Raw genomic sequence first — 22923 nt, 5'->3', positions numbered from 1 at the left:
TCAGCTCCTTTCCTCAATTGGTGTTCGGGCCAAGAGCGCAATGGCCAAGAGTTTCAAGACACAGGGCACAGCCCCGTAAAGCAGGCTGAGCAGGGTCAGCGCCGCCGCATCGTTGTTCTGCCCGGCGGCAAAGCCTCCTGCCTCAAGCAGGGGCAAGAGCGCCACCGCCGCCAGCGCCAGCGTGAATTTCGACACAAAAGACCAGAGGCCAAAGCCCTCCGCCGCGCCCGGTGACACCTGCGCCATGCGCCGCGCGAAGAGGGCGGGCAAGAGCGTCATATCAGCCCCCATCGCCGCGCCAGAGGCGAGGCAGATCACGCCAAAGGCCCAGAGATCACCTGCGTCCAGCAGGATTGCCCCGGCAAAGGCCGCAATCGACAGGACCATACCCGCCAAGAGCATCCGTTTCGCGCCAAACCGCTCGGCCAGGGTGCCCCAGAGCGGGGCCGCCGCCGCTGCCGACAGAAAAAAGAGCAAGAGAAACGGGCCTTCCCATCCGGGCGCCTGCAACCGGCTCTCGACGAAGAAGAGAAAGAGCGTCGAACTCACGGCCACCGGGGCGGCATTGACCATCGCCACCAGCAGCAAGCGCCGCGCGACCGCATCGCGCAGCACCGGGCCAAAGCCTGTACCGGGCACCCCGCCGCAATCCTGCCATTGCCCCAGCATCGCAAGCGCCGCAAGCCCTGACAAAATCGCAAAGCTCACGGCAAAGCCGCCGAAGCCGCCCAAGACCACCGGGGCCACCGCCGCCGCGCATATCCCCAACAGCGCGCCGGTTTCCCGCCACCGCGCCAGCCGCAAATGTCCCTGCCCCGGCATGGCCGACGCCGTCGCCACGCCCTGCGCGTAAAAGCAGATGGTGAGGTAGCTGAAGGCCGAAAACACCAGCACCAGCATGGTCGCGAACCACCAGAGCGGCGCAATCGGCGGCGCAATCGCAAAAAGGCCCAGCATCGCCGCCGCCATCACCGCCACCGCAATCCAGACGGTCAACGCGCGATGCGCCCGCAGCCGCTCTGCCAATCGCCCCAGCGCCGGGTCCTGCACCACATCAATCAGCCGCAACGCAAACAGCACCGCGCCCAGCGCGCCCAAGGACACGCCATATTCATCCACATAGAATTTCGGCGCATGGATATAGAGCGGCAGCCCCGCTGCCGCCAAAAGCGCGCCAAAGAGCGCATAGCCCGGCAGGCGCGGCGCGCTCTGCGCCACGGTCCCGGTCAGAACCGCACTCACCGGCTCACCTCGTCGGCGGGCGGTGCCGGGCGGCTGTGAAACCGCGCCCCCTTCCACCACAGCTTGAGCGCCTGCCAATGGATCAGGCCCAGCACCCGCCGCGACCCCAAGGGTCGCCGCAGCATGGCGCGCAGCAGCCCGCCCGTGGTCAGAGGCTTGCGCGCGCCCACCAGCGTGGCAATCACACCGCCATGACCGCCCGAGAAATCAATCCAGACGCCAATCCGGTCCTCGCGCAGATCAAAGCGAAATTCATAGCCGCCTTCGATCTGCAGAAAAGGCGATACATAGAATATTTTGCGCGCCCGGATGCGATCCTCTGCCGTGATCGGCCCCATGTCGTCGCGGTGGCAGAGATAGGAATGACGGTCCCCATAGGTATTCGTGACCTCGGCGATGATCACCGGCACCTGACCGGCGGCATCGCGACAAATCCAGAAACTGACCGGGTTGAACACATGCCCCAACATGCGCGGCTGTGCCAATAGCTCGATCTGCGCGGGCGCGGGCATCTGCCGTTCCGCCAGCACCGCGCGCACCCAGGCGGCCCCTTGCCCCTGCCCCGGCGCGCCGCCGTGATCCCGGTCCCAGACCGAGGCGAGCCCCCGCCGGTTGCGCCCAAAAAGACGTGGCGCGTCCACCTCGGCCTCTGCGTCCAGAAGCACATAATCAATGCCGTAACGAAAGGCGTTTTCAATCCCGCCCTTGCGCCCATGCCAGGTATGGCCCGCGATATGATCGACCCGGCTCACGCCACCGCCACGGTCTGCGCGGCCTTGGCGCAAATCGCCTCGGCCACTTCCAGCCCGCTCGACAGCCCGTCCTCGTGAAACCCGTGCCGCATCCAGGCGCCGCAAAACCATGTATTGCGCCGCCCATTTCCGGCCCGCACGCGGGATTGGGCCGCCACCGCCTCCAGGTCGTAGACCGGATGGCGCAGCGTGACCTGATCGTAGATCAGCGCCTCGCGAATGGGCCGCGTGGTGTTGAGCGTGACGAAATGCGGATCGTCCTGCGGAATGGGTTGCAGGCTGTTCATCCAGTAGGTCAGATCAATCTGACCCACCCGCTTGACGCGGGCCTCGGTATAGTTCCACGACGACCAGACCGCCCGACGGCGCGGCATCACGCTGGCATCGGCATGCAGGATGATGTCATTGGGCTGATAGGCAATCGCGCCCACATCGCGGCGCTCGGTCTCATCGGCATCCGACAAGAGCCGCAGCGCGTCATCGCTATGGGCGGCAATCACCACCTCGTCGAACCCCTCCCACTCACCGCCTTGAACCCGCACCTCGACACCCTCGGCCAGACGCCGGATCCCTGCCACCGGCGCGCCCAGCCGGGTCTCGGCCCCCTTTGGCGCGCAGGGATTGCTCCAACCGGCGGACATAGGCCACCGACCCGCCGACCACCGTATACCACTGATGCTGTTCGCTATAACCAAGCAAGCCGTGCTGCTTGAAAAACGTCACCAAGGGCTGCGCTGGAAAATCCAACACCTGCTCCACCGGCATCGACCAGATCGCGCCGGAAAAGGGCGTGAGATAATAGTCGCGGAACGCGCGGCCCAGTTTCATCTTGGCGATCAGCCCGGCCATGGTCAAACCCGGCTCGCGGCACGCCTCCAGCGCCCCGGCGTTGAAGCGGAATATATCGCGCAGCATCGCCCAATGCGCCGGGTTGGCCAGATTGCGCCGCTGCGCAAAATACGCGCCCGCACCCTGAAGCCCATATTCCAGCGCGCCGCCCCGAAAGGAGGCCCCGAAACTCATCGTGCTCGGGGCGACAGGCACCTCCAACCGCTCGAAAAGCGCGCTCAAATGCGGATAGGTGGCATAGTTGAACACGATAAAGCCGGTATCGACCGGTTGATCCCCGCGCTTGCCCGCCATGATCGTGCGCGCATGTCCACCCAGCCGCGCCTCGGCTTCGAACAGCACGACATGGTGCTTGTCCGCCAATCGCTCCGCCGCCCCCATTCCCGTAACACCGGCGCCGATCACGGCGATTTTCTTGCGCGCGGCGGCGCTCGTTTCAAAGGGCATGGGGCGTTTCACCTGTCTATGTGCAGTTTGTCTGCGTTCATACCCATCATTACGGGCCGAAACCGCAAACGGATTAGATTGTTTTTCGTAGGTCCTTCAGGTTTTTTTCATCCGGCGGTGATCCACCATGAACCGCATCGCGTAACTCGTCTATGTTAAACGATGCCACCCTCCTTCTTGATCCTCCCCCCTCGCCGGTGCCCATGGCCCGTGCTATGAGGCGCGGGACAACGGGCAAACGGGCGGGACCGGCACAGGTGACAACGGCACGAGAGACTGAGAATACCGATTGGGTGGCCTGTATCGCGGCCATTCGCGATCAGGGGGACGAGGCCGCCTTTGCCCGGCTTTTCGCCCATTTCGCCCCACGGGTTAAGGCATTTTTGATGCGCTCCGGCGCGGATGCCACGCTCGCCGAGGAATGCACCCAAGAGGTCATGTCGACCCTCTGGCAAAAGGCGCATCTCTTCGATCCCACTCGCGCCTCTGCCGCCACCTGGATTTTCACCATTGCGCGGAACCGTAAAATCGACGCGCTGCGCAAACAAAGACGCCCCGAACCCGAGGATTTGCCCTGGGGCCAGGACCCGGAACCCGACCAGGCCGACGTGCTCGCCCTGCAACAAGAAAGCGACCAACTGGGGCGCGCCATCGCTGCCCTGCCCGCGAAACAGAGGGAATTGATCGAAAAGGCCTATTTTGGCGATCTCAGCCATTCCGAGATTGCCGCCGACACGGGCCTGCCGCTCGGCACGATCAAATCCCGCATCAGACTGGCGCTCGACCGACTGCGCCACGCAATGAAGTAAAGTGTATGTCATGACCAGAAACCAGATCACCCATCACCTGACCGACGCCCTCCTGATGGCCTATTCGGCAGGGACCTTACCCGAGGCGTTCAACCTGACGGTGGCCACACACCTGTCGCTGTGCGACGACTGCCGCGCCCGGGCGGCGGCCTTTGACAGCGTGGGCGGCGCGATGATCGACGGCGCAGACACGGTCGAACTGGCCCAAGACAGCCTTGCCGCCACAATGGCGCGCATCCGCGCCAGCAAACCACAGCACGAGACACCAGCCCCCCGCGCCGGTCTCTTTCCGGCCCCCTTGCGCGACTACGTGGGCGGTGATCTCGACGCCGTGCGGTGGCGGCCCGTCGGCATGGGCGTGAAACAGGCGATCCTGCCCACCTCTCGCGCCGCGACAGCCCGTCTGCTGTTTATCCCGGCAGGCGCTGCAGTGCCCGACCACGGCCATCGTGGCACGGAATTGACCCTCGTGCTGCAAGGCGCCTTTTGCGATGAGGTCGCGCGCTTCGGCCCCGGCGACATCGAGGTGGCGAACGAAGAATTGAACCACACCCCTGTCGCGGAAATCGGCGCTGATTGCATCTGCTTGGCCGCGACCGACGCCCCACTGCGCTTCCGCGCGCTGATGCCGCGCATCGCGCAACCGTTCCTGCGGATCTGAGCGCTCCCCGCTCAGCGCTTGTCCCCCGTGCGCGCCCTGTTCTCCAGCCACGGCGCGCATGGGGGCGGAAAACCCAAGTTACTCCCTGTCAACAACCCGCGTTTCCACGCGCGATGATTTTTCCAGCGTGCGATGCACCGGGCATTTATCCGCAATCTCGCGCAGCTTTTGGCGCTGAATGGCGGTAAGATCTCCCTCCAGCCGGATCACCCGGGTAAAGACATCCACCTTGGCCTCGCCCCGCGCGTCGGCATCCTGCGCATGCACCTTGTCATGGCACACATCGACGCTCACATGCGTGAGCGGCCAGCCCTTGCGCCGCGCATACATCCGGATCGTCATCGAGGTGCAGGCCCCCAGCCCCGCCGCCAGAAACCCATAGGGCGACATGCCGCGATCCGTGCCGCCATAGGCCACCGGCTCATCCGCCAGCACATGATGCGCAGGGCCTGCGTTCACATCCTGAAGGAACCCCTCCGCATCCGCCTCGCTCACCCGCACCACGCCTTCGGGCGCACCGGGCGGCGGTGCGGGCACGCGCATGTCCAGATAGCGCGGCGCCCAGGCGGCAATCACCTGCGCCGCATATTCGGCATCCTCCGGGCCGGTGATCAGATGATCCGCCCCATCGAGCGTGACAAAACTCTTGGGATGTTTCGCCGCGCGGAAAATCTCGGACGCATTCTCGATCCCCACCACGGCATCGCGTGGCGCGTGCAACACCAAGAGCGCCCGGTGCAACCCCGCGATCTTGGGGCCCAGCACCTCGGCGCGCACATCCTCGACAAAGCCGCGCCCGATGCGAATATCCCGTCCCCCCAGTCGGACTTCGGCCACGCCCTCCGCCTCGATTCGCCCCAAGGCATCCCCGAAATTCTCCGTCACATGGCCGGGATCGAAGGGCGCACCGATCGTCACGACCGCCCGCACCGATTTGATCTGCCCCGCGGCCGCCAGGACCGCCGCTCCGCCCAGGCTATGCCCGATCAGCAACCCCGGCGCCATGCCCCGCGCCTCCAGCGCCGCCGCCGCCCGCTCCAGATCCGCGACATTCGACGAAAACGACGTGTTCTCGAACTCGCCCCCCGAATGCCCCAAGCCCGTGAAATCAAAACGCAGCACCGCGATCCCCGCCCCCGCCAGACGCGCCGCGATCCGCCGCGCGGCGGGAATATCCTTGGAACAGGTGAAACAATGCGCAAAAAGCGCCGTCGCCAGATGCGGCCCCTCCGGCAGGTCCAGCCGCGCCACAAGGTCATGTCCGCCATGGCCGGGAAATGTCAGGCGTTCGGTGGGCATGTCACATCCTCCGCATTCTACCACCCCAGACTATGCAGCCGCAGCGTGGATCACCACCCCACCCCGCCCGATGTCACGCGAAGGTGAGGCTCTGTGGCATTTTCCTAAAACCCGGCCCATTCCGCCGCCCGCGCCCAACCCTTCCTTAACCGAGCCGCGCGATGCTCGGATCTGCAAAGAGGGGCGGAACATGCGCACAGAGATCGAAACAACGGGCGATGTGCGGCGTTTCGCGGCGCTGGTCTGCCTCTGCGTTCTGGCGGCCGACGCCCTGCTGCGCGGCCTTGCGCTTTTGCCCGGCGTTGTTCCCACGCTGATGATCGCGGCCCCGCTCGCCTATGCCATGGGTCAGCGCCTCCGGACACATCAGCGGCATGCCCAGGCCCTCGAACAAGCGCTGCATCACGATTCGCTCACCGGCCTGCGCAATCGCGCCAGCCTGCACGCCAGCGTGCCCGGCGACAGCCTCCGCCCCTGCGTCTTGATCTTGGCCGACATCGACCATTTCAAACGCTTCAATGACCGCCATGGCCATGCCGCCGGCGATCTGGCGCTACGTCACTTCGCGACCCTCCTGCAGGCCAATTGCCGCAAGAGCGATCTCGCGGCCCGCATGGGGGGCGAGGAATTCGTGATCCTGATGCCGGCAACCACCATGGCGAATGGCCACCTCGCCGCTCAGCGCCTCGCCCGCCGCATCCGTCAAAGCCCGGTTTTTCTCGACACCGGCCCGCAAACCCTCACGGCGAGCTTCGGCGTGGCCGCGCTCTTGCCTGGCGATACGCTCGACGCAGGGCTGCAACGCGCCGACCGCGCGCTCTACCGCGCCAAAGCTGCCGGGCGCGACCGCGCCTGCCTGCACGACCCGGCGCTCGACACAGCCCCGACCAGACCGCAAAGCACCGCGCAAATTCATCACAGTACGTGATTTGAAATCCTACATAAATTCGTTTCTGGAATTTATACCCAGCCCCTATCTCTGGTCCACCCAACAAAAGGATCGGACCATGCCCCAAGACCTCTGCCACAACGCCAGCGCTCCGGCCCGCGCCCCGCAGGCACCCGCGCTTGTGCCCATCGCCGCCATCCTGCTCGCGGCCTTGACCGCCGCGGCTCTGGCCCCTGCCCCACCAGCCGAAAACACCACTCAGCCCCCGGCCCTCGAAGACTGGCACGGCAATGTCCTGCGCTCGCATTGGTCAGGCGCGGGTCAGCCCCGTTAGAGCAGCTTGCGTCTGATCGGGCTCACATCGCCCCGGGCTTGACCCGGGGCCTCCACGCCTCGGCGAGGTCCCGGGCCAAGCCCGGGACGGGTGTGTTTCGATCGAGCGCAACGCGCCCTAAGCGGCCCCCATCAACGCCGCATCGAACGGATAGCGCGTCAGGTTCTCATAGCCACCTTCCGTGATGAGAACCTGATCCTCCAGCTTGATCGAGAAATCGCTGCCCACCTCGCTCACCAGCGCCTCAACACAGAGCACCATCCCCGGCTCCAGCGCATAATCGAACGCGCCCGCCACCGCCTTGTCGGCATAGGCAACAAGCGGCCACTCATCACAGAGGCCCACGCCATGCATCATGCAGCCGTATTTCTGCGCCTGATACTTCTCCTCCAACTGATGACAGCCCGCGATCAACTCCGGTATCGTCACACCGGGGCGCAGCATCGCCATATTGGCCTCGATATGATCGCGCGCATGGCGCATCGCCGCCACCATATCGGGGCGCGGGGCCGCGTCGCCAATCCACCAGGTCCGGCTGATGTCGACGCAAATGCCGTAACTGCCGATCAGATCGGTATCAAAGGCCACGATCTCGTTATTCTGCACAATGCGTGGCCCACATTCCTGAAACCACGGATTCGTGCGCGGCCCGCTCGCCAAGAGGCGCGTCTCGATCCACTCGCCACCACGCCGGATATTCTCGGCATGCAGCACCGCCCAGATATCATCCTCGCTGACCCCGCCTCCCGGCACCGCCTGCCGCGCAAACCGCTCCATCTCCGCCACCGCCGCTTCGCAGGCGTGGCTCGCACAGCGCATGGCCTTGATCTCGTCCGGTCCCTTGATGGCGCGGGTCTTTTCCGTGACCTCTTCCCCTTCCATGATCGTCAGCCCCTGCGCCTCCAGCGCGCGCAGCCCGTGCAGCATCACCTTGTCCACCGCCAGCCGCCGGTTGCCGGGGCAATGCTCGGCCAAGAGTGCGGCCACATCGCGGGCAAAGACATCGGCGGCCACATCCACCTTGTCGCCCCGGTCGAAATAGAACAGGTCCGCCCCCGACCGCGCCTCGCGCACCAGCGGGTTGAACCGCGACAGGAACGGCGAATTCTTGTAGTCCCAGATTACCATATAGCCATCGGCACAGAGCAGCACGGCACGAAACGGGTTATGCGTGTTCCACAGCTGCATATTGGTGCTGTCGGTCGCATAGCGGATATTGAGCGGATCAAACAGCAACAGCCCGGCATAATCCCGCGCCCCAATTGCCGCCGTCAGCCTCTCCCAGCGAAATTGCCGCATCGTGGGCAAATCTGGCAGTTCCAGCCCCGCCACCGCCCATTCGCCATAGGCCAGTTGCGTAGGTCCAATTTCCACCCGGTCGGGGTCATTGGGCGTGCCATCGCCCAGCATGCTGCCCCGGCTTGGATCAATCTTGCGCGTGTCTCGGTAATGTCTGTTCATCGGCAGGTCCTCCGACATCCAGACTGTGACCGGTCCCCCGGCTTGGCGCGCTCAGTGGCGACATCGCCTATGGTCGCATTTGGCGCGGGTGCTGGGTGGCGGATGGGTCATGGGCATGGTCTGCTCCTGTGCTGCAACCTGCCCCGATCTTGCCCAAGACATCTTAAAAAATCGTTGACGCGCCGGAAATGACCGGCCCGCCGCCCGCGACCTTACAAAATCCCCTGACAAACCTTACGTTTTGTAAGGTCAGCCGCCCCGAACCGTGTCGATCATCAGTTGCACATTGTCCGGGTCCGCATCGGGCGTGATGCCATGGCCAAGGTTGAAAATATGCGGGCCGCCCCGGAAGGCCTCGACAATCTTCCGGGTCTCGCGCACAAGGTCCTCTCCACCCGTAACCATATGGGAAGACTTGAGATTTCCCTGAACGCAGCCATCCTTCTGGACGTTTTCCGCCGCCCATTCCGCGCTCACAGAATCATCGACCGCCACGCAATCAGCACCGGTTTTCGCATGGAATCCCATATAGTTATCGCCCGCTTCTCGGGGAAACGCGATCACCGGAATGCCCGGATGCCGCGCTTTCAGCTCTGAAATGATCCGCTTGGCCGGTGCGACCGCATAGTTCTCGAAATCGTCACCTTTCAGCGATCCGGCCCAGCTGTCAAAGAGCTTGATCACCTCTGCGCCCGCCACGATCTGGGCCGAGAGATACTCGATCGTGCCCTCCGTCAGGATATTTATGATCCCCTCGAAAACCTCTTTGTTTTCAGCCTTGAGCGCATGCGCTGGGCCCTGATCTGGCGTGCCGCGCCCCGCGATCATATAGGTCGCCACCGTCCATGGCGCGCCCGCGAATCCGATCAACGTCGTTTCCTTGGGCAGTGCCCCGGCAAGGTTGCGCACCGTCTGATAGACCGGATTTAACGTCTTGTGAATCTCGTCCACGGGTTTCAGTTTTTCCAGCCCCGCCCGGTCCGTAATCGTCGAGAGCCGCGGTCCTTCGCCCGTCACAAACCACAAATCCGCCCCAAGCGCCTGCGGCAAGAGCAGAATATCGGCAAAGAGAATCGCCGCGTCAAACCCGTATCTGCGGATAGGCTGCAATGTAACTTCGGTCGCCAAGTCGCTGTTATAACACAAAGAAAGAAAATCACCCGCCTCTTCTCGCGTGGCCCGGTATTCCGGCAGATAGCGCCCCGCCTGCCGCATCATCCAGATAGGCGGTGTGGGCAGGGTTTCCCCGGAGATGGCTCTCAGAATGGTCTTTTGCGCGGGCATCTTGTCCTCCGTTTTGTCTGTGGTCGCCTTGACACTTCCAGATGTCAAGCGTCAGGCGCTTGCCACGTCGCTTTGTCACGTCTAAACCTGCGCCATGACACGTGATTTGCCCACCCCGTCCCACCCGCTCAAGATCGGCACACGCGGATCGCCTCTGGCGCTTGCTCAGGCCCATGAGACACGCGCGCGCCTCGGCGCGGCCTTTGATCTTCCCGAAGAAGCCTTTGAAATCGTTGTCATAAAGACGACCGGCGATCAGATCATCGACCGCCCTCTCAAGGAGATCGGCGGCAAGGGGCTCTTTACCCGCGAGATTGAACAGGCGCTTTTGACCGGCGACATCGACATCGCCGTCCACTCGATGAAGGACATGCCTGTCCTGCAACCCGAGGGCCTCTTGCTCGACACCTACCTGCCGCGCGAGGACGTCCGCGACGCATTTGTCTCGCCGTCCGCGCCCTCTCTGGCGGATTTGCCCACGGGTGCCCTCGTCGGCACCTCTTCCTTGCGGCGCAAGGCCCAGGTGCTGGTCGCCTATCCGCATCTCGAGGTTGTCGAGTTTCGCGGTAACGTCCAGACAAGGTTGAAGAAATTGGCCGATGGCGTAGCTGCGTGCACCTTTCTCGCGATGGCCGGTCTCAACCGCCTTGGCCGATCCGAGGTGGCCACCTGCGCGATTGAGCCAGACGTCATGCTGCCCGCCGTGGCTCAAGGGGCGATTGGTATCGAACGCCGCGCAGATGACACCCGCGCCGCCGAAATGCTGGCTGCCATTCACCACAAGGAAACCGGCCAACGCCTTGTTTCTGAACGCGCCTTCCTTGCTACCCTTGATGGCTCTTGCGAGACCCCGATTGCCGGTCTGGCAGAACTCAACGGCAATACCTTGCGTCTGCGTGGCGAAATCCTGCGCCCTGATGGCAGCGAGAGCCTGACGGACGACCAATCCGCCCCGATCGAGGACGGGGCCGAGTTGGGTCGCGCCATGGCCGCCAAACTGCTCGCGGCGGCCGGCCCGGGATTTTTCGACTGGCGCAGCTAACCTACTGATCCGGAATTAGTTTTCCGGGGTTCATGATTCCGTTCGGGTCCACCGCCGCTTTGATCGCACGCATCATCGCGAGGGCGGCGGGGTCTTTATGCGCTGCCATCGCGGGCAGTTTCGACAGGCCGATGCCATGTTCCGCCGAAAAACTGCCGCCAAGGGCGATCACTTCGCGCTCCACCGCCTCTTGCACCGCTCGGCACAGCGCCGGATCATCACGCGAGGGCCAGCCGACATAGTGCAGATTGCCATCGCCCAGATGTGCAACACCAGTGTTTTCTATATCTGAATCAATTGCTTGGCTGACACTTTGAATGCGCGCGATCAGCTCCTCCATCCGGTCTGTCGCCACCGCGATGTCATTCTCGACCACCGGCTTGCACACGCGCAGAATTTGGGCCGAGGCTTCGCGCCGAGCCCAGATTTCCGCGCGCTGCGCCTCACTCTGTGCCACAACAGCGTCGAGAATCAGCCCTTCCTCGTAAAACCCCGCCAGAACCGCCTCAAGATGGGCCGAGATCGGCACAGTACCTGAAGCATCCGGCATCACATCCCGCGGCGCCCGCCCACCCAACTCTACCAAGACATTGACATCATAAGACTTTTCAAACGGCGGCCGCATCTGCGGAAACCGCTGCAACAACACCGTCAGAAACGAACGCGGCATATATTCAAACGCCTCCACCGCACCGCCCGTCTCGTCTTGCAAACGATGCAGCAACCGGAGCGCCGCCCCGACCGTGGGCACGGCCACCATCGCCGTGGCATAGGCACGCGGGCGCGGAAAGAGTTTGAGCACCGCCGCCGTGATGATCCCGAGCGTGCCTTCCGCCCCGATCATCATGTGGCGCAGGTCATAGCCCGAATTGTTCTTGTGAAGCGCACTCATCAGGTTCATCACCTCGCCTGTCGGCGTCACCACCTCCAGCCCCAGGCAGAGATCGCGCGTATTGCCATAGCGCAGCACATTCGAGCCGCCCGCATTGGTCGAGAGCACACCGCCCACCATCGCCGACCCGCGCGCCCCGAAACTGAGCGGAAAGATCAGGTCATGCTCTGCCGCCGCCGCATGCAGCGTGGCCAGGATCACCCCTGCCTCAACCACCGCCACCCGCGCATCGGCCCGAATCTCGCGAATGGCCGACATCCGGTCGAGCGAGAGCATCAGCGCCCCCTCCGCCACCGTTCCCTTGACGAGGTTGGTATTGCCCGACACCGGCACGATGGGCAGCCGCCGAGCATTGGCCCGCCGCACCAGCGCCGCCACCTCGCCCGTATTCGCAGGTCGCGCCACCGCAAGAGGCTGCCATTGGGTCAACCCCGGCCAGTCCTGCGACCACTGCGCGGCCTCTGCCCCGGTCGCCACATGCGCGGCACCGACGATTGCGGCGATTTCGTTGAGAATTGCGGGGTTATGACCTGTCATGGTCGGGATCATGAAACAAACCCCGCCCCACCACAAGTGCGCGAACCCCGCCATTTTCGCCCTTGACGCTTGGCGCGGGCTGTCTTACCTAGCCGCACGGTTTGGCGGAGTAGCTCAGTTGGTTAGAGCAGCGGAATCATAATCCGCGTGTCGGGGGTTCGAGTCCCTCCTCCGCTACCAATCCCTCCCAAAGACTCTCCCAACTATCGCGAAAGTGACCCATGATTTGTCCTTGGCATGGGGCCGCAAGCTGTTAGCTTATCTTTAGCTGTCAGGAAAGGCGCAGGCATGTCTCCCACCCTCCAAACCATACCCGCCCGGCGCGGCAAGGCCACGCGATTGAGCGCCGGAGAGGCTATTCGCATCGTAAACACCCATGGCGCGCAGGTGGTGGATACCTGGGCTTTCAGCGCCGATGACATGGGCGAATTCATGTCGATGGAACATATCCGCCCCACCTTGGGCCGCATCTTTCCCACGGCAGGCGACGCGCTTGTCACCAACCGCCGCCGCCCCATCCTGATGTTCGAAGAAGACAGCTCCATGGGCCGCCACGACACGCTGATCGCCGCCTGCGACGATTATCGCTACGGGCTCTTGGGCTGCACGGACTATCACGACAACTGCACCGACAACCTGCACGCCGCCCTGCGCCAGTTGGGCCTGAGCAGCCCCGAGACCCCCAGCCCGCTGAATCTCTGGATGAATATCCCTGTCGATCCCGAAGGGCACACCTCTTGGGGCACACCGCTCAGCAAACCGGGGGATTTCGTCGTGCTGCGCGCGGTGATGGATTGCGTGGTGGCAATGTCGGCCTGCCCGCAAGACATCCTGCCGATCAACGGGGCCGCCTGCGTGCCGACCGAGGCGCATTTCGAGATACTGGGGCGCTAACGACCGTTTGACCCTCGACCAGGGGTCAGCCTGTCAGCCCCAGTCAGCGAAGCAGAACCACCGGCACTTTGCAAGACCGCACCATCTCGGTCGTGGTCGAGCCGATGATCAGGCTGCGGATGCGGCTGTGGCCATAGGCGCCCATCACCACCATGTCGAACCCCGCCTCGTCCACCAGCTTGCCAAGCGCGGTTTCGGGCTGTCCTGCGATCACGCCAGTCTCGGCCACGATCCCCGCTGCCGCCAAGAGCGCACGGGCATCCTCCAGCCCCTTCTTGACCTCCGGCGTGGCCGCGCCCACCGTGACCACATGCACCCTCAGCCCCGCAAAGAGCGGGCTGCGCGCGATGTGATCCACCGCCTTCATCGCCGAGGTGCCCCCGTCATAGGCCAGCAACACCTTCTCAATGGGCCGAAAGGCGCGGGCCGCCACAACCACCGGCTTGTGACAGGCGCGCACGATCCGCTCGAGGTTCGATCCCAGATGCCCTTTGGCAAAATCCGCCGCCTCGCCGCGTTTGCCGATCAGGATCACGCGCGCCTCCTGTTCGACCTCGGCGACCGTCTCGACAATATCCCCATGACGCAACCGCGTGGTTACGTCGGTCACGCCCGTCCCCTCCAGCAGGGCGCGCGCATCGTCCAGAATGGCCCGCCCCCGGTGTGCCACCAACTTGGCGCGCTGCGCGTCTATCGCTGCCAGTTCCTCCAGTAGCGCCGTGCGCGCACCCAGCCGGATCGACCCCGACAGGTCAGAGGTCTCTGCCCCCTCGCGCCGCCCCAAGACATGCAAGAGCTCAACCGGCGCGCCAGTACGCTCTGCGATCCACGCCGCATGTTCACAGACCGAGGCCGAATAGATCGAGCCATCGACCAAGGCGATGATCTTGTCCGTCATGTCGCTCTCCTCCCTCAATGCGCCATCAACTTGTCGATGGCCCCCGGCTTGTCATGTTCCGCCAGCTTGTCCACGATGGTCTCAGAGGCCGCATTCATGCCGCGGATTTCCACCTCGGCCCCGTCACGGCGGAATTTCAATACCGCCATGTCGAGCGCCTGCACCGATGAAATATCCCAGATATGCGCCGCACTCACGTCGATCACGACCTTCTCAAGCGCCTCACGAAAATCAAAGGCATTCATGAAATCCTCGACGGAGCCATAGAAAAGCTGCCCCTCTACCCGGTAAATGCGTTCGCGCCCATCCTTTGAAATCTCTGACGTAACCCGGAAAAGCTGCGCGATCTTGCCGGCAAAAAAGATGCCCGACAAGAGCACCCCCACCAGCACGCCAATGGCAAGGTTGTGGGTATAGACCACTGTCACCACCGTCGCGATCATCACGATCGAGGACGAGCGCGGATGCTCGCGCAGGTTCCTGATCGAGGACCAGGAAAACGTGCCGATCGAGACCATGATCATGATCGCCACCAGCGCCGCCATCGGAATGTGGCTGACCACATCGCCCAAGCCCACAACGAGGATCAGCAGGAACAGACCCGCCACAAAGGACGACAGCCGCCCGCGCCCGCCCGACTTGACGTTGATGATCGACTGCCCGATCATCGCACAGCCCGCCATGCCGCCGATAAACCCGGTGGCGCTATTGGCAATCCCCTGCCCGATCATCTCTTGGCTACGGTTGGATTTCGTGTCGGTCAGATCATCGACGATATTCTGGGTCATCAGGCTCTCGAGCAGCCCCACGACCGCCACCGCCACAGAATAGGGCAGGATGATCATCAGCGTTTGAAACGTCAGCGGAATGTCGGGGATCAGGAATACCGGCAATGTGTCGGGCAGCGCGCCCATGTCGCCCACCGTGCGCACATCAAGGCCAAGCGCCAGCGTGAGCGCTGTCAGTACAAGGATCGTGACCAGCGGCGATGGCACAGCCTTGGTCAGAAGCGGGAAGAGGTAAATGATCCCCAGTCCCGCCGCGACCAGCGGATAAGTGATCCAAGGCACGCTCCGCGGATCGAGTTCCGGCAACTGCGCCATGAAGATCAGAATAGCGAGCGCGTTGACGAACCCGGTCATCACCGATTTCGACACATAGCGCATCACGAACCCCAGCCGCAGCACCCCCATCCCGATCTGGATAAGCCCCGCAAGTACCGTCGCCGCGAGCAGGTACTCCAGCCCGTAATCCCTGACCAGCGTCACCATCAGCACCGCCGTTGCCGCCGTAGCCGCCGAGATCATGCCGGGCCGCCCACCGGTGATCGCCGTGATCACAGCAATCGAGAAACTGGCATAAAGCCCAATCTTCGGGTCCACACCCGCGATGATCGAAAAGGCAATCGCCTCGGGGATGAGCGCAAGCGCCACCACCAGACCCGAGAGCAGATCGCCCCGGATATTGCCAAACCATTGCGCCCGATAGGCATCTATTGAAATCATGTGAAATCCGTCCCTGATCCGGCCAGCCGATGCGCGGCCCGATTGTGCATCTTGATAGGGTTCAATGATCCGGCGGATAGGCGGCCGGAAGAGCCACCCGGGCCTTGCACCCGGGTCCATGCGATTAACCGCGGCGTTTAACGAAGCCTTTCCCCGATGCCAAGCCCTTTTCGCTGCAATGCGGCAATGGTGGGTCGCGGGGTTCCTCACTCTTGTGCGATCAACTCCGGGATGGTGAAGGCATCGGTCTTGACCCCGCGCGCCTTGGCGCTTTGACGCACCGCCTCTTGCAACCCCGCGCTGCGCTTGAGCAGCCGCCGAAACCGCGCCTCGTCCAGCACCAGCAGGGTTGACGAGGAAATCGCCGTTGCGGCGGTGCGGCGGGGTTTCTGCATTAGAATGGCCATCTGACCAAACATCTCGCCCCGTCCCAAACGCCATGTCTGCCCCGCAACCGCCAGTTCCACGGCGCCAGAGGCGATAAAGAACACGCGCCGCGCGGGCGTATCCTTGCGCAGGATCACATCGCCCTCGTTGACATAGCGCGTGCGCAGCGCGCGCGTCAGTTGCCGCAAACTGCGCTCGTCGAGATCGGCAAAGAGCGGGAATTGCCGCACCAGCTCGGCCTTTTGCACGGCCACGTCCAGCTTGGGGCGCTGTTCCTCGCGCAGGCGGCGCGCGGCAATATCCTGCATCAAGGCCACGTGCAATTCCGCCCCGATCAGCCCATCCTCGCGCAGCATGCCATATTCGCGCTCTTCCAGCCGCAGCGCGGTGCGGCGAATGAACCGGCGCTCCAACTCCTCGGCATAGCCGGGATATTGCAGGCGCAGCCCCTCAAGTGCGGTTTCCACCGCCTCTTGCCGCCGCGCCAGCAGCTCGTGCAAGAGGTCGGCCACCCGCTTGCCATGGATACGCCGGATACGCCCGTCGATGAACCCGCTCAGATCGCGCAGGATCAGGCGCTGCGACAACAGCACCTCGAACCGGTCTGCCGTCATCAAGGCGAGGGGCCGCGAAATCCGCAACCGATTGTTCAGCAGCACCGCAAAGCGAAAGGCCCGCCCAAACCGCAGACTGCGCCGCGCCGCGCGTTGATAGCCGGTGCGCCCCCCCGAGCGGGTCGCCTCGATCAACCGATCCGCCTCGGTCAGGATCTGTTCCGACAACCGCGCCGAAATCGCCTGTTCGCGAAACCGCGCCAGAATGGTATCGCGCTCTGCCCCCGAAAGGGCAATAAGCCCCAGCGTGATACGGTCGCGGTCCTGTATTTCGGCCCCTTCTTCGGCGGTCTCGACCGCCCGGTCCAGCCGCTCGGCAAAGCGCTTGGCCTCCGAACGCACCGTTTCGCGCGTCAGTTCATAATTCTCGGCGGTGCGCGCCACATCCGCACGCACGGTCTGAAGCGCCACGGCGATCACCTGATTGCTCAACGCCTGATCCAGTGGCGAGAGGCGATCCAGTCCCAATCGCCCGATCACCCATCGGAGCGTCGTGCCCTGCACCAACAGCGTAAAGAGGGTGAAGCCAGTGGCCAGAATACCCACCAACCGCTTGACCTCGACCGGCACCCGAAAACTCTCGGTCACGGCAAGGGCAAGCGCCAGCGTGACCGCCCCGCGCAATCCCCCCCAGAGGATTGCCACACGATAAGGCCGCTCCACCACAGGAGAGAGACGCACAAAGCTCAGCACCGGCATGAGACCAAAGAGGATCACCGCCCGCGCCGCGATGGCCGCCGCGATGACCACAAGGATCAGCACGAAATCCCCTGCCCGCACCTCTTCCAGCAGGCGCGGGATCAGGAGCGCGGCAAGGATAAAGATGAGCGCCCCCGCCCAATGCGCCAGCAAATCCCAAACCTCGCGCAGGTTGGTCCAGATCAGCGGCGGCAATCGCGCAGGCCCCGTAAGGTTGAGTGTGAGCCCCGCCGCGACGACCGCGATCACACCCGACGCCCCGATGCTCTGCTCCGCACCGATATAGGCGAGATAGGGCAACGCGACCGAGACCGAGATCACTGCCAGCTCATAGCGCGCCATCAGCGCCATCAGCCACACGGCGATCCGCGCGATCAGCCAGCCCGCCACCGCCCCACCTGCGATCAGCACCGGAAACTGCGCGAGGGCGTCCTGAAAGCTGGGATCTGGCACCCCCAACATCACAAAGGCCATGAAGAGACCAAAGAGCGCGATGGCGGCCGCGTCATTCAAGAGGCTCTCGCCCTCGATGATCCGCGACAACCGGCGCGGCGCGGAAATCGAGCGGAAAATCCCCACCACCGCCGACGGATCGGTCGTGCTGACAATCGCGCCGATCAGCAGGCAGGCCACCAGAGGCAGCGCACTGGCCCAAGCCAAGGCATAGCCCACCGCCAGCGTCGCCACCACGACCGCCACCACCGCCAACACCAGAATGGGCACCCAGTCATCCATCATCCGGCGCGGGTTGACCCCAAGCGTGACCTGAAAGAGCAGCGTGGGCAGAAAAACGTAAAGAAACACATTGGAGCGGATCGGCAACCCCAGAATGGCCTCGGCCACCGGATTGAGCGCATCGGTCAACTCGGTGCGCAGGAAAAAGATCGCCCCCACCCCGATCAGCATCCCCAGACAGGCGAGGATCACGCTATAGGGCAGCCGCAGCCGCGCCGCCAAAGGGTCAGCAGCCGCAATGACCAAGAAGAGCGACGCAATGATCGTCGTGACAAGAACAATATCCATATCCCTGAAATAGCTGGAATTTCAGGGATTGGGAATCGAAGCTTACCCCTCTCGGAGCAGGTTTTCGCCAAGAAGCACCGCGCGCACCCGGCTCAGGCGACCATGCCACCGGCAAAGAGAAACACCATATAGGCCGCATAAATCGCCAGCATCGCAGCACCCCAGATCCGGCCAATCCCGCGCGTGGCAAAGAGTAACGCCAAGAGCAAGAGCGCCGCGCCCAGCATCACCGGCGTATCTATGTCACGGAACCGCGCGCTGACCTCGATAGGTTGGATCACCACCGTCACCCCCAGAATGGCCAGGATGTTAAAGATGTTGGAACCGATCACATTGCCCAAGACCACATCGGATTGCCGCCTGATCGCGGCAACGATAGCGGTCGCCAGTTCCGGCAAGGAGGTGCCGACCGCGACCAGCGACAGCCCGATCACCGCGTCGGGCACGCCAAAGACACGCGCAATGTTCACCGCCCCCTCGACCAACAGATCCGCGCCGAGCACCAGCGCCGCTATGCCCCCCAAGGCCAAGAGCGGCGGCAACCAGGGCCGCGCAGCAGGCAGACCTTCAAATGCCTCCGCCTCATGCTGGAATGTCTGCGCCAAACGGTCACGCCGCTCCAACCAGTAGCTCGCCACCAGATAACCAACCATGACCAGCAACATGGCGATCCCTTCCATCCGGCTGATCACTGCGCCTTGCACCAGCGCAAAGGCAGTGAGACTGACAAGCGTCGCCACCAAGGCCTCGCGCACCGCCGTGCGGGCCCACCCCATGATCGGAGCAATCACCGCCGCCAAACCGAGAATGAGCAGGATATTGGCGATGTTCGAGCCCACGACATTGCCAAGCGCGATTTCCGGCGCCCCGTCGAGGGCGGCATTGACCGATACCAGCAACTCGGGCGTCGAAGTGCCAAAGCCCACGATCACCAACCCGATCAAGAGCTTGGATACTCCGATCCGCTCGGCCATGGCCACAGCGCCCCGCACCAGCGCCTCCCCACCCACGAACAACAACACGAGGCCTGCGGCCACGAGCATCAAATCCTGCGCCATCTGGAATCTTGCCTTGTCCTGAGCGCCCCGGCCCCTGCTCGGGCGCACCTTTGCCACAGCTAGGTGCGCCGCCCCCCAAAGATAAGGGGGCGCAACACATTTCGATGTCTATTCGTCATCATTCCCGACTAGACACAAAGCAGCGATTGAATTCGGGCGCAGAGCATCCGATATGTCGCCCGGGATTGTGAGAGGCGCAGCATGACAGGCAAAAAGGCCAAGCGGAAACGACCGTCGCTGTCGCTTCCGATCCTGCGAACCTCGCGCGCCCAGCATCGCGCCGGAACACTGACCCTGGGCACCCTGCTCACCGCCTTGGGCGAGACCTCTTTCGGCTGGGCGATCGTGGTGTTTTCACTGGTCACGCTCTTGCCGCTGCCCCCCGGCACCACACTCTTGACCGCCCTGCCCTTGCTGGTCACGACCGGCCAGATGTTCGTGGGCTATCCGCATGTCCGCCTGCCGTCCATGCTGGCAAGGCTCCGCATAGATCAGGATCGGCTGCGACGCGGCGTGCTGCGGCTGCGTCCCGTCACGCGGCGGCTCGAACGTATTCTTAGGCCGCGCTACATCACGCTCTTTGCGCGCCGCAACGAGCGTCCGCTTGGCCTTGTACTCTTCGTGATCGCCTTCGCGCTTTTTCTGCCGGTGCCGCTCAGCGGCTGGTTCCCGGCGGTCTCACTCTTCACCGTGGGCGTCGGCATCGTGGAGCGCGACGGGCTCGTCACCTTCGTCGGCCTCATTTTGGGCGTGCTGTCGGTCGTGCTGACGGTCACGATAATTCTATCGCTCGCGGCCGGGGCGGACGCGCTCTTGCACTAGGATGCCGCCCCCGCGCCTCAGCAAATGCGCGGCAATTGCTCGCCCACCAGCATATCAACGATCCGCGCCCCGCCAAAAAGCGTGCGCATCGTGACCTGTCCCGCACGGCCCGGCATCACGCGCCCAATCGCCACCGCCCCGGTGCCTTCGGGGCGGGCGCGCATCGCCGCCAGGGCCGCCTCGGCCTCGGCCTCGGGCACGACCACCACCACGCGCCCCTCATTGGCCAGATAGAGCGGATCAAGCCCAAGGATCTCGCACATCCCGCGCACTTCTGTGCGCAGCGGCAAAACCGCCTCGTCGATCTCGATCGCCAGGCCCGCCGCCGCCGCCATCTCATTGAGCACCGAGGCCACCCCACCCCGCGTCGCATCGCGGGCCGCGCGTGTGCCCGGCGCCGCCGCCAGGACAGCCTCCATCAGATGCCCCAATCCCTGACAGTCCGACACGAGATCGGCCGACAGAGCCATATCTCCCCGCGCCGCCAGAATTGCCGCGCCGTGATCGCCCAGCACGCCATTCACCAGCACCACATCGCCCGCGCAGATATGAGCCGCCTGCAAATCGCGCCCCGGCGGGATCACGCCCACACCGGCGGTGGTCACAAAGAGCTTGTCGGCCATGCCGCGCCCCACCACCTTGGTGTCGCCCGTCACGATGCGCACCCCCGCCGCCTCGGCCTCGGCCTGCATCGAGGCCACGATCCGCCGCAAGAGCGCCACTTCGGTCCCCTCTTCGATGATGAACGCCGCCGACAGCCAGAGGGGCCGCGCGCCCCCCACCGCCAGATCGTTGACCGTGCCGCAGACGGCAATCGTGCCAATGTCTCCGCCCGGAAACTCGACCGGATCGACCACGAAACTGTCGGTGGTAAAGGCCAGCCGCGCGCCCGGCTCCTGCAATCCCGCCGCCATCAGCCGCGCCTGATCTTCCATCATCTCGGGCGCAAAGACCGAAGCGAACACCTCTTCGATCAGATCGCGCATCGCCGTGCCGCCACCGCCATGGGCCAGCGTGACCCGCGTATCCCTCAAGCTCATGTTTTCATCTTTCAAAAAATATTCCGGACGAGCGCCACAGGCGCGGGGGCTGCGCCCCCTAGACCGCCTCGGCCCGCGCGCCACCGTATTGGTAATAGGCGGCACAGGCCCCTTCCGAACTGACCATCAGCGCGCCCAAAGGCATCTCGGGCGTGCAACCGCGCCCGAATTGCGGGCAGGCCACGGGCTTGATCCGCCCCGTCATCACCGCCCCACAGGCGCATCCCTCGGGCTCGGGCACGTTGCGGTTCTCGGCGCCATAGCCCACGCCGAATTTCACCTCCGCGTCATAGGCGGCATAGGCGGGGCGGATACGCAGCCCGCTTGCGTCAATCTCGCCCAGACCCCGCCACTCGAACGAGGGGCGCGGCTCGTAGACATCGGCCATCGCCGCCAGAGACACCGGATTGCCATGTTCAGGCACCACGCGGGCATATTGGTTTTCCACCTCCGCCCGCCCGTCGCGGATCTGTTCCAGCACCATCAGCACCGATTGCAGAAGGTCGAGCGGCTCGAACCCCGCGACAACGATGGGCTTGCCATAGTCGCGGGCAATGAAATCATAGGGATGGATGCCGATCACCATCGACACATGCCCCGGCCCGACAAAACCATCAAGCCGCATGTAGGGATCATCAAGCAGCGCCTTGATGGGCGGCGGCACGGTGATGTGATTGCAAAAGACGCTGAAATTCTTCAATCCCTCGGCCGCCGCCGCCTGAATCGACAGCGCCGTCGAGGGCGTCGTGGTCTCGAACCCCAGGCCAAAGAACACGACCTCGCGTTCCGGATTGCGCCGCGCGATTTCCAGTGCATCGAGCGGCGAATAGACCATGCGAATATCCGCGCCATCGGCCTTGGCCTGCAACAGGCTCTTGCGGCTCCCCGGCACGCGCATCGCATCGCCAAAGGTGGTAAAGATCACGCGCGGGTCTTCGGCAAGTTCGACACATTCATCGACCCGCGCCATCGGCAACACGCAGACCGGACAGCCGGGGCCATGGATGAAATCCAGCCCCTCGGGCACCAGCTTGTCCAGACCGTAACGAAAGATCGCATGGGTATGCCCGCCGCAAATCTCCATGATCCGCTTGGGGTTTTCCGCCGTGGCCCCGATGGCGTCGGTCACATTGGCAATCTTGTCCAAGAGCGCGCGCGCAGCCCTGGGATCGCGAAACTCGTCGGCATATTTCATATCTGACCCTCCAGTGCCGCATCGCCCGCCGCCATCGCTTCCAGCGTTTCCTGCGCCTCGCCCAAGCCCCGCAGCGCCTCCAGCGTCTTGGCGGCCTCGTCCTCGTCGATCACCGCCATGGCAAAGCCCACATGAATGAGCGCCCATTGCCCCACGAGATTCTCAAGCGGCCCCTGTGCGATACAGGCCACATTGACCGCCCGCCGCACGCCCGACACCTCGGCCATGGCCATCATCCGGGCGGCATCCGTCACCGCAACGATCTGACCGGGTATACCCAGACACATGGC

General features: G+C 64.0%; 20 protein-coding genes, 1 tRNA gene, 1 pseudogene and 1 other annotated feature. Of the genes and pseudogenes, 8 read left to right on the top strand and 14 right to left on the bottom strand.

Annotation, left to right across the window (positions count from 1 at the left end):
- From ROSMUC_RS02820 to ROSMUC_RS02810, 3 genes and pseudogenes are all read right to left on the bottom strand, one after another.
- Positions 1-1242 carry an MFS transporter gene (locus ROSMUC_RS02820; RefSeq protein WP_102105836.1) on the bottom strand — a complete coding sequence of 414 codons (1242 nt, stop codon included), beginning with the start codon at positions 1240-1242 and terminating at the stop codon, positions 1-3.
- Positions 1239-1994 (bottom strand): DUF1365 domain-containing protein, encoded by a 756-nt coding sequence (locus ROSMUC_RS02815; protein WP_037269285.1) that lies wholly within the window; start codon positions 1992-1994, stop codon positions 1239-1241. Before ROSMUC_RS02815 ends, ROSMUC_RS02820 begins: the two co-directional genes overlap by 4 nt.
- Positions 1991-3290, bottom strand: a pseudogene (locus ROSMUC_RS02810) (NAD(P)/FAD-dependent oxidoreductase). The gene ROSMUC_RS02815 and the pseudogene ROSMUC_RS02810 overlap by 4 nt, the downstream one beginning before the upstream one ends.
- A gap of 215 nt (positions 3291-3505) precedes the next feature.
- Here ROSMUC_RS02810 and ROSMUC_RS02805 point away from each other — a divergent pair.
- Together ROSMUC_RS02805 and ROSMUC_RS02800 are read left to right on the top strand one after the other, a co-directional pair.
- Positions 3506-4099 carry a sigma-70 family RNA polymerase sigma factor gene (locus ROSMUC_RS02805; RefSeq protein ID WP_206018419.1) on the top strand — a complete coding sequence of 198 codons (594 nt, stop codon included), beginning with the start codon at positions 3506-3508 and terminating at the stop codon, positions 4097-4099.
- A gap of 10 nt (positions 4100-4109) precedes the next feature.
- A complete protein-coding gene (locus tag ROSMUC_RS02800) occupies positions 4110-4760 on the top strand; it encodes a ChrR family anti-sigma-E factor (RefSeq protein ID WP_037269881.1) in 651 nt (216 codons plus the stop codon).
- Positions 4761-4838: 78 nt separating this feature from the next.
- On the opposite strand, the gene ROSMUC_RS02795 is transcribed toward ROSMUC_RS02800, so the two are convergent.
- Positions 4839-6059, bottom strand: a complete 1221-nt coding sequence (locus ROSMUC_RS02795; protein WP_037269276.1) for a bifunctional alpha/beta hydrolase/OsmC family protein — start codon at positions 6057-6059, stop codon at positions 4839-4841.
- A 190-nt stretch (positions 6060-6249) separates the two neighbouring features.
- Here ROSMUC_RS02795 and ROSMUC_RS02790 point away from each other — a divergent pair, with 190 nt between their 5' ends.
- Positions 6250-6987, top strand: coding sequence for a GGDEF domain-containing protein (locus tag ROSMUC_RS02790; RefSeq protein WP_037269879.1), 738 nt, complete (start codon positions 6250-6252; stop codon positions 6985-6987).
- 79 nt (positions 6988-7066) lie between these two features.
- The gene (locus ROSMUC_RS02785; RefSeq protein WP_102105835.1) at positions 7067-7282 is read left to right on the top strand and encodes a hypothetical protein; all 216 of its coding nucleotides are present in this window, start codon (positions 7067-7069) and stop codon (positions 7280-7282) included.
- 117 nt (positions 7283-7399) lie between these two features.
- Here the strand turns inward: ROSMUC_RS02785 and dddP are convergent, their stop codons facing one another.
- Together dddP and hemE are read right to left on the bottom strand one after the other, a co-directional pair.
- Positions 7400-8743 (bottom strand): dimethylsulfonioproprionate lyase DddP, encoded by a 1344-nt coding sequence (gene dddP, locus ROSMUC_RS02780; protein WP_037269877.1) that lies wholly within the window; start codon positions 8741-8743, stop codon positions 7400-7402.
- 249 nt (positions 8744-8992) lie between these two features.
- The gene (hemE, locus tag ROSMUC_RS02775) at positions 8993-10027 is read right to left on the bottom strand and encodes a uroporphyrinogen decarboxylase (protein WP_037269875.1); all 1035 of its coding nucleotides are present in this window, start codon (positions 10025-10027) and stop codon (positions 8993-8995) included.
- A 94-nt stretch (positions 10028-10121) separates the two neighbouring features.
- On the opposite strand from hemE, the gene hemC reads away from it, so the two are divergent.
- Positions 10122-11069, top strand: coding sequence for a hydroxymethylbilane synthase (gene hemC, locus ROSMUC_RS02770; protein ID WP_037269270.1), 948 nt, complete (start codon positions 10122-10124; stop codon positions 11067-11069).
- Between the two features lies 1 nt (position 11070).
- On the opposite strand, the gene ROSMUC_RS02765 is transcribed toward hemC, so the two are convergent.
- On the bottom strand, positions 11071-12510 hold the full coding sequence (locus ROSMUC_RS02765) for an FAD-binding oxidoreductase (RefSeq protein WP_245875096.1): 1440 nt from the start codon (positions 12508-12510) through the stop codon (positions 11071-11073).
- 91 nt (positions 12511-12601) lie between these two features.
- Here ROSMUC_RS02765 and ROSMUC_RS02760 point away from each other — a divergent pair.
- A tRNA-Met gene (locus ROSMUC_RS02760) sits at positions 12602-12678 on the top strand.
- A 108-nt stretch (positions 12679-12786) separates the two neighbouring features.
- Complete coding sequence (locus ROSMUC_RS02755; RefSeq protein ID WP_037269267.1) at positions 12787-13392, top strand: DUF1989 domain-containing protein; 606 nt, start codon at positions 12787-12789, stop codon at positions 13390-13392.
- Between the two features lie 43 nt (positions 13393-13435).
- Here ROSMUC_RS02755 and ROSMUC_RS02750 read toward each other — a convergent pair whose 3' ends face one another.
- The 4 genes from ROSMUC_RS02750 to ROSMUC_RS02735 all read right to left on the bottom strand — a co-directional run bounded on the left by ROSMUC_RS02750 (position 13436) and on the right by ROSMUC_RS02735 (position 19576).
- Positions 13436-14290 carry a universal stress protein gene (locus ROSMUC_RS02750; protein WP_037269264.1) on the bottom strand — a complete coding sequence of 285 codons (855 nt, stop codon included), beginning with the start codon at positions 14288-14290 and terminating at the stop codon, positions 13436-13438.
- A gap of 14 nt (positions 14291-14304) precedes the next feature.
- Positions 14305-15795: a SulP family inorganic anion transporter gene (locus tag ROSMUC_RS02745; protein WP_037269262.1), complete on the bottom strand. Its 1491-nt coding sequence runs from the start codon at positions 15793-15795 to the stop codon at positions 14305-14307.
- A gap of 63 nt (positions 15796-15858) precedes the next feature.
- Positions 15859-15916 (bottom strand) — a sequence feature (sul1 is cis-regulatory element that is thought to sense ions involved in sulfur or methionine metabolism; They are found in Alphaproteobacteria).
- 85 nt (positions 15917-16001) lie between these two features.
- Entirely contained in the window at positions 16002-18518 is a 2517-nt protein-coding gene (locus tag ROSMUC_RS02740; RefSeq protein WP_037269259.1) for a cation:proton antiporter, read from the bottom strand.
- 92 nt (positions 18519-18610) lie between these two features.
- Positions 18611-19576, bottom strand: a complete 966-nt coding sequence (locus ROSMUC_RS02735; RefSeq protein WP_037269256.1) for a calcium/sodium antiporter — start codon at positions 19574-19576, stop codon at positions 18611-18613.
- Positions 19577-19777: 201 nt separating this feature from the next.
- Here ROSMUC_RS02735 and ROSMUC_RS02730 point away from each other — a divergent pair, with 201 nt between their 5' ends.
- Positions 19778-20398 (top strand): exopolysaccharide biosynthesis protein, encoded by a 621-nt coding sequence (locus ROSMUC_RS02730; protein ID WP_037269253.1) that lies wholly within the window; start codon positions 19778-19780, stop codon positions 20396-20398.
- 17 nt (positions 20399-20415) lie between these two features.
- Here ROSMUC_RS02730 and hypE read toward each other — a convergent pair whose 3' ends face one another.
- From hypE to hypC, 3 genes are read right to left on the bottom strand one after another with little or no spacing between them, the layout of a single operon-like run.
- Positions 20416-21438 carry a hydrogenase expression/formation protein HypE gene (gene hypE / locus ROSMUC_RS02725; protein ID WP_037269250.1) on the bottom strand — a complete coding sequence of 341 codons (1023 nt, stop codon included), beginning with the start codon at positions 21436-21438 and terminating at the stop codon, positions 20416-20418.
- Positions 21439-21496: 58 nt separating this feature from the next.
- Complete coding sequence (gene hypD, locus ROSMUC_RS02720) at positions 21497-22633, bottom strand: hydrogenase formation protein HypD (protein ID WP_037269247.1); 1137 nt, start codon at positions 22631-22633, stop codon at positions 21497-21499.
- Entirely contained in the window at positions 22630-22920 is a 291-nt protein-coding gene (hypC, locus tag ROSMUC_RS02715; protein WP_037269244.1) for a HypC/HybG/HupF family hydrogenase formation chaperone, read from the bottom strand. Before hypC ends, hypD begins: the two co-directional genes overlap by 4 nt.
- Positions 22921-22923 lie beyond the last annotated feature (3 nt).

This window comes from Roseovarius mucosus DSM 17069 (assembly GCF_000768555.3).
Taxonomy (GTDB): domain Bacteria; phylum Pseudomonadota; class Alphaproteobacteria; order Rhodobacterales; family Rhodobacteraceae; genus Roseovarius; species Roseovarius mucosus.
This window is presented reverse-complemented; position numbering and strand designations above follow the sequence as displayed.